The following is a 16336-nucleotide window of genomic DNA, read 5'->3' on the forward strand; positions in this document are numbered from 1 at the left end:
GCCGCGGGTGTGTTTCAGGTGACGGAAGAACTGCCAACCGGAGGATCGCGCTCATGACCTCCGTCCTCTGGAAGAACCTCACCGCCGAGGAACTGCGCGCGAAGGCCGCCATCGACGCGGTCGTCGTGCTGCCCATCGCCTCGATGGAACAGCACGGGCCCCATCTGCCCGTTGGCGTCGACACGATCCTGTGCGAGGGCGTCTGCAAGGCGGCGGCCGAGCGCGTCCAGGACGCTCCCATAGTCGTGGCGCCAACGCTGTGGTGCGGCATGGCGGAGCACCACATGGCTTTCGGGGGAACCTTCACCTTCGACATCCCGACCTATCGCGCCGTGCTTCTGGCGCTGCTGACGAGCCTGAAACGGCATGGCTTCCGGCGTGTCGCCATCGTCAACGGCCATGGCGGCAATATCGCCGCGCTCACCGCTTTCCTGCCTGACTTCGCCCGCGAAACCGGGCTGAACATCGTCGCCACCACCTATTTCGAACTGGCGCAGGCGGCGATGCAACCAATCATGCAGGACCAGACCAGCGTGCTGCATGCCTGCGAGGTCGAGACCTCGCTGATGATGGTGCTGGCGCCCGAGACGGTGAAGCATGAGCGCCTGCCGGAAGCCTTCGGCATGATCGATGTCGAGCCACGCGCGCTGATGCGCCCACTCACGGCGCGCTATCGTCCGTTCAAGGACATGACCGCAACCGGCGTGATCGGCGATGCCAGGCGGGCCAGCCCCGAGAAGGGCCAGGCCTTCCTGGATGCCTGCGCCGACACACTGGCCGCGCTGCTGCGCAACAAGGAGGCGTGGGCCTGATGGTCGAGGACCGCCGCCTGGGCGACGCGATCGCCTATATCATTCTGTCGATCGGCGTCGTGATCGTCGCCTTTCCGGTCTGGCTGACCTTCGTCGCCTCGACCTGGGACGCCGCGACCATCATCAACGGCAAGCTGCCGCTCTACCCGGGGCCGTATCTGCTGGAGAATTACAACCGCGTGCTGTTCATCGGCACATCGGGCACGACGCGCGAGCCGGTGCTCGGGATGATGCTGAACTCCTTCATCATGGCGATGGCGATCGCCCTGGGGAAGATCTTCATCTCGGTGCTCTCGGCCTATGCGATCGTCTACTATCGCTTCCCGTTCCGGATGGCGGCGTTCTGGATCATCTTCATCACGCTGATGCTGCCGGTCGAGGTCCGCATCTTCCCGACCTTCAAGATCGTTTCCGATCTGCGCATGCTCGACACCTATCAGGGCCTGGCCCTGCCGCTGATCGCCTCGGCCACCGGGACGCTGCTGTTCCGACAGTTCTTCATGACGATCCCCGACGAGTTGCTGGAAGCGTCGCGGATCGATGCCGCCGGCCCGTTCCGCTTCTTCAAGGACACGGTGATCCCGCTCTCGATCACCACCATCGCGGCGCTGTTCGTGATCCAGTTCATCTATGGCTGGAACCAGTATCTCTGGCCGCTCCTGGTCACGACCAAGGACTCGATGCAGACCATCGTCATCGCGATCAAGAAGATGATCGTCACCTCCGACGCGCTCACCGAATGGCAACTCGCCATGGCCACCGCCATGCTGGCGATGCTGCCGCCGGTCTTCGTCGTCATCGCCATGCAAAGGCTCTTCGTAAAGGGCCTGGTCGAAACCGAGAAGTAATCCACGAATGGCTCAGGTCACCCTCACCAACGTCAAGAAGATCTATGCCGGTGGCGTCGAGGCCGTAAAGGGCGTGTCCTTTGACATTCCCGATGGTGGCTTCTGCGTGCTCGTCGGCCCCTCGGGCTGCGGAAAGTCCACCTTGCTGCGCATGGTGGCGGGGCTCGAGACGATCTCGGCCGGCGAGGTCTCGATCGGCAACCGCGTCGTCAACCAGATCGGCCCGGCCGAGCGCGACATCGCCATGGTGTTCCAGAACTACGCGCTCTATCCGCATATGAGCGTCTACGACAACATGGCCTATGGGCTGCGCAATCTCGGCACGCCCAAGGACGAGATCGACAAGCGCGTCAAGGAAGCCGCGCGCATCCTCGCGATCGAGGCGCTGCTCGACCGCCGCCCCAAGCAGCTTTCGGGCGGCCAGCGCCAGCGCGTCGCCATGGGCCGCGCCATCGTGCGCAAGCCGCAGGTCTTCCTGTTCGACGAACCGCTCTCGAACCTCGACGCGAAGCTGCGCGTCCAGATGCGGGTCGAGATCAAGAAATTGCAACGCTCGCTTGGCGTCACCGCGATCTATGTCACGCACGATCAGGTCGAGGCGATGACGCTGTCCGACAAACTCGTGGTGATGAATGGCGGCCAGGTCGAGCAGATTGGCCTGCCCGCCGAAGTCTACAAGAAGCCGGCAAGCAAGTTCGTCGCGACCTTCATCGGCTCGCCGCCGATGAACATCCTGCCCGGCACGATCGACGGTCCCGGCATCGTCGCGCTGGGCGATGCCATCCTCGAAGCGCGCGATGTTCGGCAGGATTTGCCTGCGCAGAGCCCCGTCGAGGTCGGCTTGCGGCCGGAGGATGTCGAGATCGCGTCCGAGGGCGCTGCCGGTTCGCTGCCCTTCGATGTCGAGTTCATCGAGGAGCTGGGCGCGACCCAGCTTTTCCACGGCCAGCTCGCCGGCCTTCCCTTCGTGATGCAGGCGGCAACCGACGAGATTTCGGCTCATCCCGGGCGGATCTGGATCACAGTCGACCCCGACCGCGTGCATGTCTTCGACGTGAAGACGGGGGCAAGGCTGGGGCGGGGGTGACGTTCAGGCGCGGGAAACGCGGGGACCCCTCTCCTGTAAGGAGAGGGGTAGGGGTGAGGTGTCGGCCCCTTGACGTAAAGGTTCGACCTCACCGCGCTGTCCCACTGGATTTCTGGCCTACACCTCACCCTGCCCTCTCCTTACAGGAGAGGGTTCTGCGTCGAGGTGTCCGCGTACTTACGAAACCGGCGCGTATTTCACCGCGCAGCCATAGGCCTTGGTCGCGGCTTGCGAGACCGGCTTGCCGGCTTTCATCTCGGCGACCGCCTGCCGGACATAGCTCCTGGCGCCGTTGAGGCTGGAGGCGCTGGAGGACGGCTTGTCATCGATCGCGCCCATATAGGCGAGCGTGCCCTTGGGATCGACGATGTACATATGCGGCGTGGTCTGCGCGCCATAGGCACGGGCGACCTTGCTGTTGGGGTCGAGCAGGATGCCGGCCGGCGCTGCATCGCGCTTCACCGTCAGCTCCTTTGCCGTGGCGGCATCGACATAACCCTGCTCGCCCTCGGGCGACGAAATCACCGAGAGCCAGACGATGCCCTCTTTCGCCATGTCCTTCTGCAGGGTCTGCATCGTCGCGCTGTTGTAATGTTTGCGGACATAGGGGCAGTCGTGATTGGTCCATTCGAGGATCACGGTCTTGCCGGCAAACTCCTGGAGATTGCGGGTCTTGCCCTCGACATCAACAGCCTGGAAAGCCGGCGCGGGCGCGCCCACCTTGGCCGTGCCCTGAGCGAGAGCCGCGCCTGTTCCCAACGAAAGACAGGCCATAGCGAGGCCGGCGATGAAAGTCTGTCTGGTCAGCTTGGCTTTCATGTCACGTCTCCTTCTTCGTCAGGGTTGCAAGCTTCGTCAGGGTTGCAAGGCTAAGGGAGATTCGCGGCCGTTTTCAGATCGCGGCCCGCCGCGCGTTCGGCCGCAGTGATCAGCATGTCCGATGTCAGGATCTGCGGCAGGATTTCGGCCTGCGCGTCCCGCCTCGCCGGGTAGAACAGATAGAGCGGCACGCCGGCACGGCCCTGTTCGGCCAGCGCCATGGCAATCGCGGAATTGCGGTTGGTCCAGTCGGCCTTGAGATAGACGACCCCGAGCTTGGCGAAGGCGTCCTTGACCTCCTGCCGGGAGAGCGCAACGCGCTCATTGGCCAGGCAGGTTATGCACCAGGCCGCCGTGAAGTTGACGAAGACCGGGCGACCTTCCGCTTGCAAGGCTGCGACGCGCTCGGGCGACCAGGCCTGCATATCGCCGGCGCGCGCCTCCGTCGTGGCGGGCGGCACGGCGCTCTGGACGACGAACCAGCCGGCTCCCAACGCGACCAGCACTGCGAAAACCGAGGTGACGAACCGGACTCCCCCGGTGCCGCGCGTGACGCCGAACAGCCAGACGATGAAGCCCGCAGCGAGTACCGCGACCAGCGCGGCGAGCACGCCGCCAGGCCCGGCCTGAACGGAGGCAACCCAGATCAGCCAGATCGCGGTTGCAAACATCGGGAAGGCGAAGGCCTGCTTCAGGATCACCATCCAGCGCCCAGGTTTGGGCAAGAGCCTGAGCAGGCCGGGTGCGAAGGACAGCGCCACGACAGGCAATGCGAAGCCCAGGGCCAGCGCCATGAACACCGCCAGACCCACCGTCGGCGGCTGGACCACCGCATAGCCCATCGCCGCGCCCATGAAAGGCGCCGTGCAGGGCGTTGCGACCACGACCGCAAGCACGCCGGTCATGAAGGCGCCAACGCGCCCGCCCCGGCTGGCAAGACCATCGCCGATGCCGGCGGCCGAGGTGCCGAATTCGAAGGCACCAAGAAGGTTGAAGCCGATCAGCGTCATGATGACGGCCAGCGCAATGACCAGAGGCGGCGATTGCAGCTGAAAGCCCCAGCCGACGCTGGTGCCCAGCGCACCGAGCGCCACAACCGCGCCGGCCAGCAGCAGGAAGGTCGCGACGACACCGCAGAGGAAGAGCAGCCCCTGCTCCCGCACCTCGGCGCGGCTCGCCCGCGCCAGCTGCGCAAAGCCGAGCGCCTTGATGAACAGGACAGGCAGCACGCAAGGCATCAGGTTCAGGATAAGGCCGCCAGCGAAGGCGAAGGCCAGCGCCGCCCAGAGCGTGAGGTTCGCACCCTCAGCCGGAACGAGCAAGCGGAGGACGGCCGGGCGCGGCGCGGCCGAAACACCTGTTGCATCACCGGTTGCAGCCGTCACCAAGGCGGGATCGGCATCGGCGCTGAGCGACAAGGCGCGGGGCAGCCCGCCATCCTTGAAGGTCAGCACGCCCGTGATCTCCGCCGCCTCTAGCTTGAAGGCTCCCGACCGCGTCAGCTGCAAGGTCGTGCCATCGGCGGCGCTCGCGGGCGTCTGCGGCGCAGCATGCTCGATCAGCGAATCCGAGAGCGGGAAGAAGCGCAGATCGGTCAGCCCCTTGTTGAGACCCGGGAGTATCAGCGCGAGCTTGTCGCCATCGGCGGCAAGCCTGCCCCTGAAGCCGGCGGGCTGCGGCATGGCGGCGATGGCCGCATCGATGCGCGCCTGCGCCGCATCGTCGGCGATTCCTGCCGGCCCCACCGGCAGATCGAGCGTGAAGGCGCCCTCTTCGGGAATGCAGATCTTTTCGCAGACCAGCCAGGTCGCGTTGGCCTGGAGCGTCAGGCGCTCGCCTGGCCTGGCATTTTCGGGAACGGTGATTTCGACCGGGAGGAGGAGCGCGTTCTCGAAGCCGAAATTCACCAGCGGCTCGACAGGCAGCGCCTTCGGCGCGGGCCATTGGATCGCTCCGGCCGTCACACCCGCAGGCAAGGTCCATTCAATACGCGTCGCCTCGCCGGAATCGCCGGGATTCAGCCAATAGGTATGCCAGCCCTTTGCGATTTTCTGAACCAGCGCCACCTGAAAACGCTCGCCGGGCGCAACCGTGTCACGGCTGGAGAGGAGAGTGGCGGTGACGCGCGGCGAGGTGACGGCGGCGGATTCGGCGGCCACAGCGAAGCCCGGCGCCAGAAGCGCTAGCGCGAAAACGGTTTGCCGCACGAGGCCGCTTGCAAAGGTCTGAATCATTCGCTCCGTCGTCATCCCATACAATTTCCCGATCCAGATGCCTGAATTCCGGGCAGCGCGCCAATGACAAGGCGGTGATGGCCCGGCGAATAGGGCTGTTGTCGGCGTTCGGGGGAAATCACGCACCGCGCCATGATGTCGCCGCGCGCACTGCCTTATGTGCCGGGCCCCGAGACCTGAATCGCGAGACGCTCGATGACCACACAGCTTGCCGCCTTCTCTCCCTCGCATGTCGCCGTGGTCACAGGCGCCGCATCGGGGATCGGCTTTGCCGCCGCCCGGGCCTTTGCCGGGCTGGGCATGAAAGTCGCAATCGCAGACAAGGATGCCGAGGCGCTCAAGGCCGCGGGCCAGGTGCTGGCGACGCTGGTCGGGGACGAGAATGTGCTTGCGGTTGCCAGCGATGTCGCCCGGCTCGACGAGGTCGTGGCCTTGCACGAGCAGGTCGGCGCCCGCTTCGGCAACGTGCACGTGCTGATGAACAATGCCGGCATGCAGGTGGGCAGCTCGATCCTCGGCCCTCGCGAAAGCTGGAAGCGGATGCTGGCCGTCAATCTCGGAGGCGTGATCGCCGGCACGCAGGTTTTCGCTCCCGGCATGATCGCAAGCGGCGAGCCCGGCATCATCATCAACACCGGCTCCAAGCAGGGCATCACCACCCCGCCGGGCAATCCCGCCTACAACGTCTCGAAAGCCGGGGTGAAGGCCTTTACCGAAGCCCTGCAGCACGAATTGCGCGAGACGGAAGGCTGCAAGGTCAGCGCGCATCTCCTGATCCCCGGCTATGTTCATACGCCATTGACGGCGCGCGGGCGTATCGAGAAGCCCGACGGCGCCTGGACCCCGGAGCAGACCGTCGACTTCATGCTAGAGCGGCTGAAAGACGGCGATTTCTACATTCTCTGCCCGGACAACGAGACATCGCGCGCGCTCGACGAAAAGCGCATGGCCTGGGCGATGGGTGACATCATCCAGAACCGCCCGCCGCTCTCGCGCTGGCATCGCGATTATGTGGAGCCGTTCAAGGCGTTCCTCGCGGGGCGGTGAGGCTTTAGGCCACCCTCCCTGTCATTCCGGACAAGCCGCACAGCGGCGCCGATCCGGAATCCATCGGAGAGTGCGGCGCCTTCGATGGATTCCGGGTCTGCGCTTCGCTTGCCCGGAATGACGGCGCGCTTGTTCTGCGAAACGTCGGCGTTCTGCTCAGATCGCGGCCCCGTCCATGACCGTATCCGCGCCCAGCCCCAGTCGCACCGCCCGCACGATCTCTGCCTCGGCCGCCTCGCCCCGCTTGCGCGGGCGGGCCGCGCCGATGCTGTGCTCGGCGATGATCTGGCCCGGCGCGCCCGAGAGGATGACGACGCGATCGGCGAGATAGGCGGCCTCGTCGATGTCATGGGTGACGAAGAGCACAGTCTTTCCCGTGCGCTGCCAGACGCGGATGACCTCGTCCTGCAGGCTCTCGCGCGTCAAGGCGTCGAGTGCCGAGAAGGGCTCGTCCATCAGCAGGATCTCGGGATCGACTGCGAGCGCACGCGCCAGCGAGACGCGCTGACGCTGGCCGCCGGAGAGTTGGTGCGGCCAGCGCTGGGCCAGCGTCCCCAGGCCCACGAGATCGAGCATCTCCTGCGCCCTCGCCAGCCGCTGCGCGCGCGGCTGTTCACCTTCGAGGCCGAAAGCGACATTCGAGACCACTTTGCGCCAGGGCAACAGCCGCGAATCCTGGAAAACCAGCGCGACCGGGCGACGGGTGTTGTCGCGGGCATTGATCACGACCTCGCCGCCGCTTGGCTTCGCCAGCCCGGCGATGACGCGCAGGAGCGTCGACTTGCCGACGCCGGACGGGCCGACGATGGCCAGGAATTCGCCCCGCGCGACCGAGAGGTCGAGCTTGTGCAGCACCTCCGTCGCCTCGCCATCGCGGGTGAAGGTCAGCGAGAGGCCCTTGATATCGATCACGCTTTCCATCGCAGCACCCATCTCTGGAAAGCGACGAAGAGCGTATCCAGGAAGCCGTAAAGTCCCGCCATGGTCAGCATGTAGACCACCACGATATCGGTCGCGAGCAGGCTGGAGGCCTGCATCATCCGCTGGCCGACACCGGCGACGCCGAAGATTTCGGCCGCCACCACCGCCATCCAGGCCTGGCCGAGCGCGGTGCGCACGCCAATGAGGATGCCGGGAAGCGCCGCCGGGAGCAGGATCTTGGTCAGGCGCTGCCAGGGCGAGCGGAAGCCGAAGGCGTCGGCGACCTCGATCAGGTCGCGGTCAACGCCGCGGATCGCGCCCTGGGCCGCGAAGAAGACGATCCAGAACACGCCGATCGCAATGATGAATACGGCGGCCGACGGGTTCACGCCAAACCAGATGATGGCGAAGGGCACCCAGGCGAGGCCGGGAATCGGCCGCAGCAGGCGCACCACCCAGGCCGTGGCTTCCTCGGCGACCCGGGACATGCCGACGAGCACGCCGAGCGCCGCGCCCAGAAACGAGCCGAGGAACAGACCCACGAAATAATGCCAGAGCGAGCCGAGGATGGCCGCCAGCCAGGCGCCGGAGGTGACCTCGCGCCAGAACGCTTTGGGCAACACGCTGGGGCCCGGCAGGAAGGCCGGATTGACGATGCCGAAGAAGGGAATCGCCTCCCAGAGCAGCAGGAAGGCAATCAGACCCAGTAGGGCCAGGGCCGGGGCCCGAAGGGAATGCAAGGTCGGTTCCACCTGGTCTTCTAGCTGTCCGCTTCGACACGGTCCTTTTTCCGTGCAAGCCAAAACGCGTCATTGCGAGCGCAGCGAAGCAATCCAGCGTTTTTTTGCTCTACGCTGCCTGGATTGCTTTGTCGCTGCGCTCCTCGCAATGACGGCTATCGTGGCCGTGGACCCGGTTCAGCCGCCTGCCTTGATCGCGCGCTCGTAATACTGCGTCTCGAACAGTCCGTCGAACGGCAATTCCTTCTCCAGCGAACCGAGCTTGACCTGATAGGCCTGCATGGCGCGGGACGGCTCGATGATGACGCGCGGGTCGATCTGGAACTTGCTCGCCGGCGAGACTAGCGCCTTCTGGATCAGTTCGGGATCGACGATGCCCTTGCCGAGCGCCGCCCCGACATGGGGGGCGGCGTTTTCGGGGGATTTCGCGATCAGATCGGCAGCGCGAACGAGGCTGTTGACGAGCTTTTGCACGGCATCGGGGTTCTTGGTGACGAAGGCGCCGGATGCGGCGACGACCGTGCCGGGCTGACCCGGGAACAGTTCCTCGCCACCGGCGATCAGCTTGATGCCGGGATTGCGGGTCTGGATGATGGTCAGCGCCGGCTCGCGCACGATCGCGCCCTCGACGGCGCCCGCCAGCACCGCCTGCTGGGTCGCGTCGATGCCCATCGGCAGGACCTCGACATCGGCCTTGTCGGCCTTGGCGACCTCCCAGAGCCAGTATTGCAGGGTCGTGTTGGGCACGGAGCCCGCCGGCTGCGTGGCCAGACGGGCCGGCTTGCCGGTGGCGGCCTTGTGAGCCTTGAAGGCGGCTGCGGCCGTCGTGCCCGACGTGAAGAATTTTGCAAGCGCGGGCGCCGCGACGAAGACGTTCTCGGCAATCGCGGTCGCCGCGACGACGCGGATATCGACCCCGCGCGAGCGCGCCACGGCGAGCGGCGCGATGCCGGCGACATAGAGATCGATCGTGCCGGAAGCCAGCGCCTGGATCATGTTGGGGCCGGATTCGAACACCGTGAAGGTCGGGGTGAGGCCCGCATCCTTCAGCCAGCCCTCGCCATTGGCGACGAAGATCGGTGCCGTGCCGATGACCGGGATGTAACCGATGCGGGCTGCGGCGCCGGCCTGTGCGAACGCGCCAGAAAGCGGCGCGGCGGCCAGAAGCGACGAGCCTGCGAGCAGGAACTGGCGGCGATCCATCGTTCAAATCCTTCGAGAAAACGGCGCCAGAAACGCACCCATTGACAGATTGAGAAAAGGATTTTCTATCTGAATGCAAGATATCGCTGCCAAAAAGATTATAATTCTCTTTGGACTGATTTCAATGGAACAAATTTCCTCGCAAGGCGGATTCAAGAGAATGGATGCGATAGACCGAAAAATTCTGACGGTGCTTCAGAGCGACGCCAACATCTCGATAGCGGAGTTGGCCGACCGTGTCGGCCTGTCGCAGACGCCATGCTGGAAGCGGATTCAGCGGCTGGAACATAGCGGCGTCATCATCAAGCGCGTCGCGCTGGTGGCGCCCGAAAAGATCGGGCTGGGGCTCACCGTCTTCGTACAGATCGAGACCGCCGACCATTCGGGACCATGGCTCGAGAAGTTCGCGCAGATGGTGGCGTCGATGCCCGAGGTGATGGAGTTCTACCGCATGGCCGGCGATGTCGACTACATGCTGCGCGTCGTCGTCGCCGACATGGCCGCCTATGACAGCTTCTACAAGAAGCTGATCGAGACGATCCCGCTCAAGAACGTGACCTCACGTTTCGCGATGGAGCGGATCAAGTCGACGACGGCCTATAAGGTGCCCGACCTGCCGAAGGTTTGAGGTTCAAGCTGATCGCCCCCACCCGCCATGGTCAGGCTTGTCCCGACCATCCACGTCTTCTCTGGTCAAGGACTGCGTTCAAGACGTGGATGCTCGCCACAAGGGCTGGCATGACGCGGGAGCCATGCCCTCAGGACCGCCCGCCGTCCACGGACAGCACCTGCCCGGTGATCCAGCCGGCCTGCTCGCTGAGGAAGAACAGCGCGGCATTGGCGATGTCTTCGGCCGTGCCGAGCCTGCGGGTATGGATGCTCTCGACCAGCCGCTTCTGCCCCTCGGGACCATAGCTCTGCCATTGCCGCTCGCTGGCGGGGTTGGAGCGCACGAAGCCGGGCGCAACCGAATTGACCGTGATGCCCTGCGGTCCGAACTCCCAGGCGAGTTGCTTGGTCAAGCCGACCAGGGCATGTTTGGCGCTGGAATAGGCCTGGATTCCGGTCAGGCTCGGGCGCAGCCCGGCACCCGACGAGATCGTGACGATGCGGCCGTAACCCGCCTGCCGCATCACCGGCGCGGCGGCCTGGGCCAGGAAAAATGCGGCATCGACATTGGCTGCGAAGATGACGCGCCAGTCGGCCTCCGAGATCGCCTCGATCGGCCGGCCGACCTGCCCGCGCACGCCGCCTGCAGCGTGGACCAGCAGATCGAGCGTCCCGCTTCCGGCGACGATCTCCGCAATCAGCGCGCCGGCAGCTTCGGGCGTTCCGAGATCGACGGCATGCGGCGTCGCGCCGATGTCCGCGGCGGTCGCAGCAACCCCTTCGGCATCGATATCGGCAAGATGGACGGTCGCGCCGGATGCCACCAAGGCGGAGGCGATGGCGCGGCCGATGCCCTGCGCAGCGCCGGTGACAAGGGCTATGCGGTCGTCGAAACGGATCTGCATTGATCTATCAGCACTTTCAGAGTGGCCAGGGAGAGCGGGCGCTTGCCGTCCTCGATGTCGTGGATCAGCGCGACGAGCGTCTCGACCGTCGGCGTTGCGACGCCTGCTTCACGGCCGAGCTTCGCGATGATGCCGATCTGGGGATCGACCTCGGTCTTGCGCTTGCGCACGGCAAGATCGCGCCAGATGCCGGAATGGGTCTTTGCGGTCTTCGAGGTGTAGTCCGCGAGCCAGGCGATGGCTGCGATCTGCGGGCCTTCCGGCTGTCCGGGCGCGAACACCTTCGGGTCGAATTCGCCAAAGCCCAGCGGGATGACGCCGCGCGCCGCCGTGACGGCACCGACCTCGCGGCCGAGCGCAAGCCAGACCGGCCGACGCGCCGGGTCGGCGAAATTGGTGGACATCGCGTCGTCAGTCAGCGCCGTGCCGAACAGCATGGCGCCATAGGCGAGCTTGCCCCAGAGATAGCCCCAGATGTTGTCGGTGAGGATGGAATCCGCATCGAAAACGCGCATCAGCTGGTGCATTTCACGCGCGCGCTGCGTCAGCGCGCCATCGAGTTCGCCGACGACGACGGCGCCACGATTGCCGTAGAGAATGTCGCCGGGACCGTGCCAGTCGGCGCCGAAATTGACGAAGCAGCCGATGGTTCGTGCCTTCCCGACATGGGCGGCGATCGCCAGTTCGTTGAGACCGTTCTGCGCCGAGAGCACGAAGCCTTCAGCGGCGAGATGGGGCTTCAGAGCGACAAGCGCCTCCGCCGTCGCACCGGCCTTCACCGCCAGCACGATGCGGCTGTAGGTGCCGGTCAGTTCGGCGGGCGTGACTGAAGGCACGACCTGGCGGAACTCCTCGATCGGCCCGGAGATCGCTAGGCCTGTCGTGCGGCAGGCCTCGACATGCTCCGGCACGATGTCGACGAGCAGGACGGGGATGCCGGCGCGGGCCCAGTAGGCGCCGATGGTGCCGCCAATCGCGCCGGCGCCCCAGATCAGGATGGGTTCTGGGGTTGTCATGCCTGCCCGGCGACCTCGACATCGCCATGGGTCGCGACATGGACGAGACCGTCCGGCGTCACCCAGCCACGATACATCCCGTCGGTATTATAGGGCGCGACGATGCCGCCATCGGGGCCGATGGCGACGAGGCCGGCGCCAATCTTGTGGGCGCCGAGTTCGCCGAGCACGGTATCGGTCGCCTCCTTCAGGCTCAGGCCCTTATAGGCGATGAGTGATGCGATCTCGTGGCCGACGCAATAGCGGATGAAGTACTCGCCCTTGCCGGTGCCCGAGACGGCGCAGCGCCCATCGCGCGCATAGGTGCCGGCGCCGATGATCGGCGAATCCCCGACGCGCCCGACCGGCTTGTTGGTGTAGCCGCCCGTCGAGGTCGCAGCCGCCAGATGGCCCTTCGCGTCGCAGGCGACGGCCCCGACCGTGCCGTGCTTTTCGGCCTCGCTGGCCTGGCCGGCCGTTCCGACCAGTTCCCGGATCTTCATCGAGGACAGGTTCTTGCGCCGGCGCTCAGTCGAGAAATAATCGTTCTCGACCATGTCGAGCCCTTCATGCTCGGCGAAAATGTCGCCGGCAGCACCAGCTAGCAGCAGCGGGTCGCCGCGCAGCATCAGCACCTTGGCGGCGCTGACGGGGTTGCGGATGCGGCGCACGCCACACAGCGCGCCCGCGGCAAGCGTCGCCCCGTCCATGATCGAGGCGTCGAGCTCGTGATCGCCATCCGCGTTGAAGGCGGCACCATGGCCGGCGTTGAAATGGGGCGAATCCTCCATGACCCGCACGGCCGCCTCGACAGCGTCGACGGCTCCGCCGCCCTTCGTCAGGATGGCCCAGCCGGCGCGCAGGGATGAAGCGAGATCGGCGCGGGCCTGCGCCCATTCGCCGTCGGTCATCTCGGCCTTGGGCAGCGTTCCGCAGCCGCCATGAATCGCCAGAGCTATGGTCATGTCGTGAAACCTCGGCACGAAAACCCTTCTCCCCCAGAGAGAGAAGGCGCCTGCGAAGCAGACTTATGGGGAGAAGATGAGGGGTGGTGCCAGACTTCCCTCATCCGTCAGCGCTTCGCGCTGCCACCTTCTCCCCCGCAGGGGAGAAGGTGAGCGGACGCCTCACTTCGACGCCTCACTTCCTGGCGGGCTTGATGTCCATCGCCAGCGTGTCCTCGTCGACACGCGGAGCGATCGTCACCTTGTCCTTCTGCATCGCCCAGGCCGAACCCACGGCAACGATCGGCAGGCGCGGACGGTCCTTGGCGACGATGGCATTGGCCTCGGCGAGGTACTGGTTGCGCTTGGCCTCGTCCATCTCAATGCCGGCATCCTCGATCAGCTTGTCGAGCTCGGCGTTCTTGTAGCCGAGCACGTTGAACGGCCCGAGCTTCTTGGCGGGATCGTTAGAGTGGACCACCGAGGAGAGCGTGTAGTTCGCCTCGCCGGTCAGCGTGCCCCAGCCGGACATCGCCATCGAGAATTCGGCGCGGGAGCGGGCCGGGAAGAAGACGGCCCCGGGCTGGGCGTTGGCGTTCACCTCGATGCCGACGCGCGCCAGCATCTGTGCGATCGACGTGCCGACCTGACGGTCGCCGGGCAGGCGGTCATTGGTGAAGGAGAAGGTCACCTTGAAGCCATTGGCGTAGCCGGCCTCCTCCATCAGCTTCTTGGCCTTGGCGAGATCCTGCTTCAGCGGCGGCAGGCTCTTGTTGAAGCCGGCGATGCTGGAGGTGACGAGCTGGTTGACGGGAGCTCCGAGGCCTTCCATGGCGATCTCGACCAGAGCGGGACGATCGATGGCGAGGTCGATGGCTTCGCGGACCTTCGGATCCTGCAGCGGGTTCTTGGCCAGCGCCGAGCCGTCCTTGGCGCTGATCTGCGGGGACTTGTCCCGCATGTCGAGCTCCATGTTGAAGACATAGACGGTATCGATCGTCTCGACCTTCAGCTTCGGATCGCGCTTCAGCGTGGCGACGTCGGAAGACGGCGCACGCACGATGATGTCGACCTGGCCCGCCTTGAGCTGGGCGACGCGGGCGGCGTCATTGGGCAGTTCCTTGCGGACGACCTTGGCCCAGGGCTCCTTGGGACCCCAATAGCCGTCGAAGCGATCGAGGACCATCTGGTCCTTCGGTGTCCAGGAAACGAACTTGTAGGGCCCGGTGCCGATCGCGGCCTTGCCGCCGTTGAAGGCCTCGTTGGCCGTGTCCTTGGTCAGGCCGGCGGCGGCCTTGGCGGAGACGATGAAGAGGCGGATGAAATCGTTGGGCAGGTTCGGCGCGGGGCCGTCGGTCACGATATGGACGGTGAGCGGATCTATGATCTTCACCTCCTTGACGCGCCGGACATAGATCGTCGTCGGGTTGGGGCCGGAGACGACCGGGATGCGCTCGATCGAGAACTTGACGTCCTCGGCGGTAAAGTCCGAGCCGTCATGGAACTTGACGTTCGGGCGGAGCTTGAACTCCCAGACGGTCGGCTCGATCGCCTTCCAGCTCAAGGCGAGACGCGGCTCGATCTGCAGCTTGTCGCCAGACCAGGTCAGCGTGTCGAAAACATGCTTCAGCGCTTCGGCATGCGTGCCGGTCGCGGTGAAATGCGGATCGATCGATTCAGGGCCGGCGCGCACGCCGATCGTCAGGTTCTGCGCCAGCGCGCCGGTCGAGACGGCAGCGCCCAGCAGCGCGGCAAAAGCCGCCAGCCGGAAATTGCTTTTCTTGATCATGTTGAAATCCCCTCTTGTTCTAGATCGTTTGGCCAGGTCGGAGATGCGATGACGAGCTTGTCCATCAATTCGCAGAGTTGGCGCTGCTCGGCCTCGGTCAGGCCGCCGAGCATGGTGGTTTGCTGCTGCACCATCAGCGGCATGGTTTCATCGAAGATCGCCCGGCCGGCGCTGGTCAGGCGCAGCACATAGCTGCGCAGATCGTCGCGATCGGTCTCCCGCTTGAGCAGGCGGCGCTGCAGCAGCTTCTGGATGGCGCGCGAGAGCGTGTTCTTGGGCAGCCCGGAGGACGAGACGATGTTCTTGGCGGCCACGCCGTCCTTCAGGCCAACCGCGTAGAGCGCGACGAATTCCGGGCGAACCAGCCCGTAGCGCGTCTCGATCCAGCGATAGACCGGATCGTTGAAGCGGAAGGCAATGAAGTTCAGCCGGAAGGAAAGCCAACAGGGATTGTCCCAGAGCTTCGCGATCGTCAGCGGATCGAGATCGCGCAGCGCCGCCTCGCGCTCGGAATCGAGGCGAGACAAGGCTGTCGGGGCGCGGCGCATGATCAGCTCCCTCAATTTAGTTCCAAATGGAACTTGACGCTGTCGGGCGCCGGAGTCAAGGATGCCTGAGCAGCCGCATCCTGCCTATCGCGAAGCTGTGCCTGGCCTATTGTTAGCAAGGATCGCGCCGTGCGTGTCGCCGAAATGAACTGGATGCAGATCGAAGCGCAGGCCGGGCTCGACGATCGCTGCATCCTGCCGCTGGGCTGCGTCGAACAACACGCCTATCTCAGCCTCGCCACCGATGCGATCCTCGCCGAAAAGGTCGCCCATGACGCGGCCACCCCGCTCAACCTGCCGGTCTTCCCCGTCCTCGCCTATGGCATGACACCAGGGTTCGCGGCCTATCCGGGCACCGTCTCGCTGCGCATGAGCACATATATTGCGGTGATGGAGGACATGCTCGAAGGCTTCTACCGCTCGGGCTTCCGCCGGATCGTGCTGGTCAACGGCCATGGCGGCAATGCGCCGGTGATGACCTTCTGCACGGAGTGGATGGGTTCGCGCCCCGATGCCAGCGTCAAACTGCATAATTGGTGGGCAGGGCCGCGTTTCCAGGCAGCGGTCAAGGCCGTCGACCCTGCCGCCTCGCACGCATCGTGGATGGAGAACTTCCCCTGGACGCGGCTCGAGGGTGTGGCGATGCCCGACACCGCGAAGCCGCCCTTCAACGCCGCGCTCTACCAGGCGGCCAATCCCGCGAAGAAGCGCGAGATCCTCGGCGACGGTAATTTCCTGGGCCGTTACGAGCGTTCGGATAACGAGATGCTGAGCCTCTGGCAGGTCGGCGTCGAGGAAACCCGGGCGGCGATGACGGAGGACTGGCCGTGAGAGG

General features: G+C 65.4%; 16 protein-coding genes. 6 read left to right on the forward strand and 10 right to left on the reverse strand.

Annotated features, from left to right (window positions below):
* The first annotated feature begins 53 nt into the window (after nt 1–53).
* Genes C4S73_RS13365 through C4S73_RS13375 form a run of 3 tightly spaced genes read left to right on the forward strand, consistent with a single transcriptional unit; the run spans nt 54 to nt 2747 of the window.
* Nucleotides 54–812: a creatininase family protein gene (locus C4S73_RS13365; protein WP_103873007.1), complete on the forward strand. Its 759-nt coding sequence runs from the start codon at nt 54–56 to the stop codon at nt 810–812.
* Complete coding sequence (gene ugpE, locus C4S73_RS13370; protein WP_103873272.1) at nt 812–1660, forward strand: sn-glycerol-3-phosphate ABC transporter permease UgpE; 849 nt, start codon at nt 812–814, stop codon at nt 1658–1660. Before C4S73_RS13365 ends, ugpE begins: the two co-directional genes overlap by 1 nt.
* Before the next feature lie 7 nt (nt 1661–1667).
* Nucleotides 1668–2747 carry a sn-glycerol-3-phosphate import ATP-binding protein UgpC gene (locus C4S73_RS13375; RefSeq protein WP_103873008.1) on the forward strand — a complete coding sequence of 360 codons (1080 nt, stop codon included), beginning with the start codon at nt 1668–1670 and terminating at the stop codon, nt 2745–2747.
* A gap of 177 nt (nt 2748–2924) precedes the next feature.
* Here the strand turns inward: C4S73_RS13375 and C4S73_RS13380 are convergent, their stop codons facing one another.
* Both C4S73_RS13380 and C4S73_RS13385 read right to left on the reverse strand, forming a co-directional pair.
* Nucleotides 2925–3566: a redoxin domain-containing protein gene (locus tag C4S73_RS13380; RefSeq protein WP_103873009.1), complete on the reverse strand. Its 642-nt coding sequence runs from the start codon at nt 3564–3566 to the stop codon at nt 2925–2927.
* A gap of 50 nt (nt 3567–3616) precedes the next feature.
* Nucleotides 3617–5800 (reverse strand): protein-disulfide reductase DsbD family protein, encoded by a 2184-nt coding sequence (locus C4S73_RS13385; RefSeq protein ID WP_103873273.1) that lies wholly within the window; start codon nt 5798–5800, stop codon nt 3617–3619.
* A 195-nt stretch (nt 5801–5995) separates the two neighbouring features.
* On the opposite strand from C4S73_RS13385, the gene C4S73_RS13390 reads away from it, so the two are divergent.
* A complete protein-coding gene (locus tag C4S73_RS13390; protein ID WP_103873010.1) occupies nt 5996–6847 on the forward strand; it encodes an SDR family NAD(P)-dependent oxidoreductase in 852 nt (283 codons plus the stop codon).
* 156 nt (nt 6848–7003) lie between these two features.
* Here the strand turns inward: C4S73_RS13390 and C4S73_RS13395 are convergent, their stop codons facing one another.
* The 3 genes from C4S73_RS13395 to C4S73_RS13405 form a co-directional block, all read right to left on the reverse strand.
* Nucleotides 7004–7768 (reverse strand): ABC transporter ATP-binding protein, encoded by a 765-nt coding sequence (locus C4S73_RS13395; protein ID WP_200828014.1) that lies wholly within the window; start codon nt 7766–7768, stop codon nt 7004–7006.
* Entirely contained in the window at nt 7756–8508 is a 753-nt protein-coding gene (locus C4S73_RS13400; protein ID WP_103873274.1) for an ABC transporter permease, read from the reverse strand. Before C4S73_RS13400 ends, C4S73_RS13395 begins: the two co-directional genes overlap by 13 nt.
* Before the next feature lie 177 nt (nt 8509–8685).
* Nucleotides 8686–9711 (reverse strand): ABC transporter substrate-binding protein, encoded by a 1026-nt coding sequence (locus C4S73_RS13405; protein WP_103873012.1) that lies wholly within the window; start codon nt 9709–9711, stop codon nt 8686–8688.
* A 124-nt stretch (nt 9712–9835) separates the two neighbouring features.
* Between C4S73_RS13405 and C4S73_RS13410 the strand changes: the two genes are divergently transcribed.
* Nucleotides 9836–10339, forward strand: a complete 504-nt coding sequence (locus C4S73_RS13410; protein ID WP_103873013.1) for an Lrp/AsnC family transcriptional regulator — start codon at nt 9836–9838, stop codon at nt 10337–10339.
* 130 nt (nt 10340–10469) lie between these two features.
* Here the strand turns inward: C4S73_RS13410 and C4S73_RS13415 are convergent, their stop codons facing one another.
* The 5 genes from C4S73_RS13415 to C4S73_RS13435 form a co-directional block, all read right to left on the reverse strand.
* Nucleotides 10470–11225, reverse strand: a complete 756-nt coding sequence (locus C4S73_RS13415; protein ID WP_103873014.1) for an SDR family NAD(P)-dependent oxidoreductase — start codon at nt 11223–11225, stop codon at nt 10470–10472.
* Nucleotides 11198–12241, reverse strand: a complete 1044-nt coding sequence (locus C4S73_RS13420; protein ID WP_103873015.1) for a ketopantoate reductase family protein — start codon at nt 12239–12241, stop codon at nt 11198–11200. The genes C4S73_RS13415 and C4S73_RS13420 overlap by 28 nt, the downstream gene beginning before the upstream one ends.
* Entirely contained in the window at nt 12238–13185 is a 948-nt protein-coding gene (locus C4S73_RS13425; protein WP_103873016.1) for an isoaspartyl peptidase/L-asparaginase family protein, read from the reverse strand. The genes C4S73_RS13420 and C4S73_RS13425 overlap by 4 nt, the downstream gene beginning before the upstream one ends.
* Before the next feature lie 175 nt (nt 13186–13360).
* Nucleotides 13361–14953 carry an ABC transporter substrate-binding protein gene (locus C4S73_RS13430; protein WP_103873017.1) on the reverse strand — a complete coding sequence of 531 codons (1593 nt, stop codon included), beginning with the start codon at nt 14951–14953 and terminating at the stop codon, nt 13361–13363.
* Nucleotides 14950–15501, reverse strand: a complete 552-nt coding sequence (locus C4S73_RS13435) for a MarR family winged helix-turn-helix transcriptional regulator (RefSeq protein WP_146071348.1) — start codon at nt 15499–15501, stop codon at nt 14950–14952. The genes C4S73_RS13430 and C4S73_RS13435 overlap by 4 nt, the downstream gene beginning before the upstream one ends.
* A 129-nt stretch (nt 15502–15630) precedes the next feature.
* On the opposite strand from C4S73_RS13435, the gene C4S73_RS13440 reads away from it, so the two are divergent.
* The gene (locus C4S73_RS13440) at nt 15631–16332 is read left to right on the forward strand and encodes a creatininase family protein (RefSeq protein WP_103873019.1); all 702 of its coding nucleotides are present in this window, start codon (nt 15631–15633) and stop codon (nt 16330–16332) included.
* Nucleotides 16333–16336: the final 4 nt, after the last annotated feature.

The organism is Allobosea lathyri (genome assembly GCF_900108245.1).
GTDB classification, from domain to species: domain Bacteria; phylum Pseudomonadota; class Alphaproteobacteria; order Rhizobiales; family Beijerinckiaceae; genus Allobosea; species Allobosea lathyri.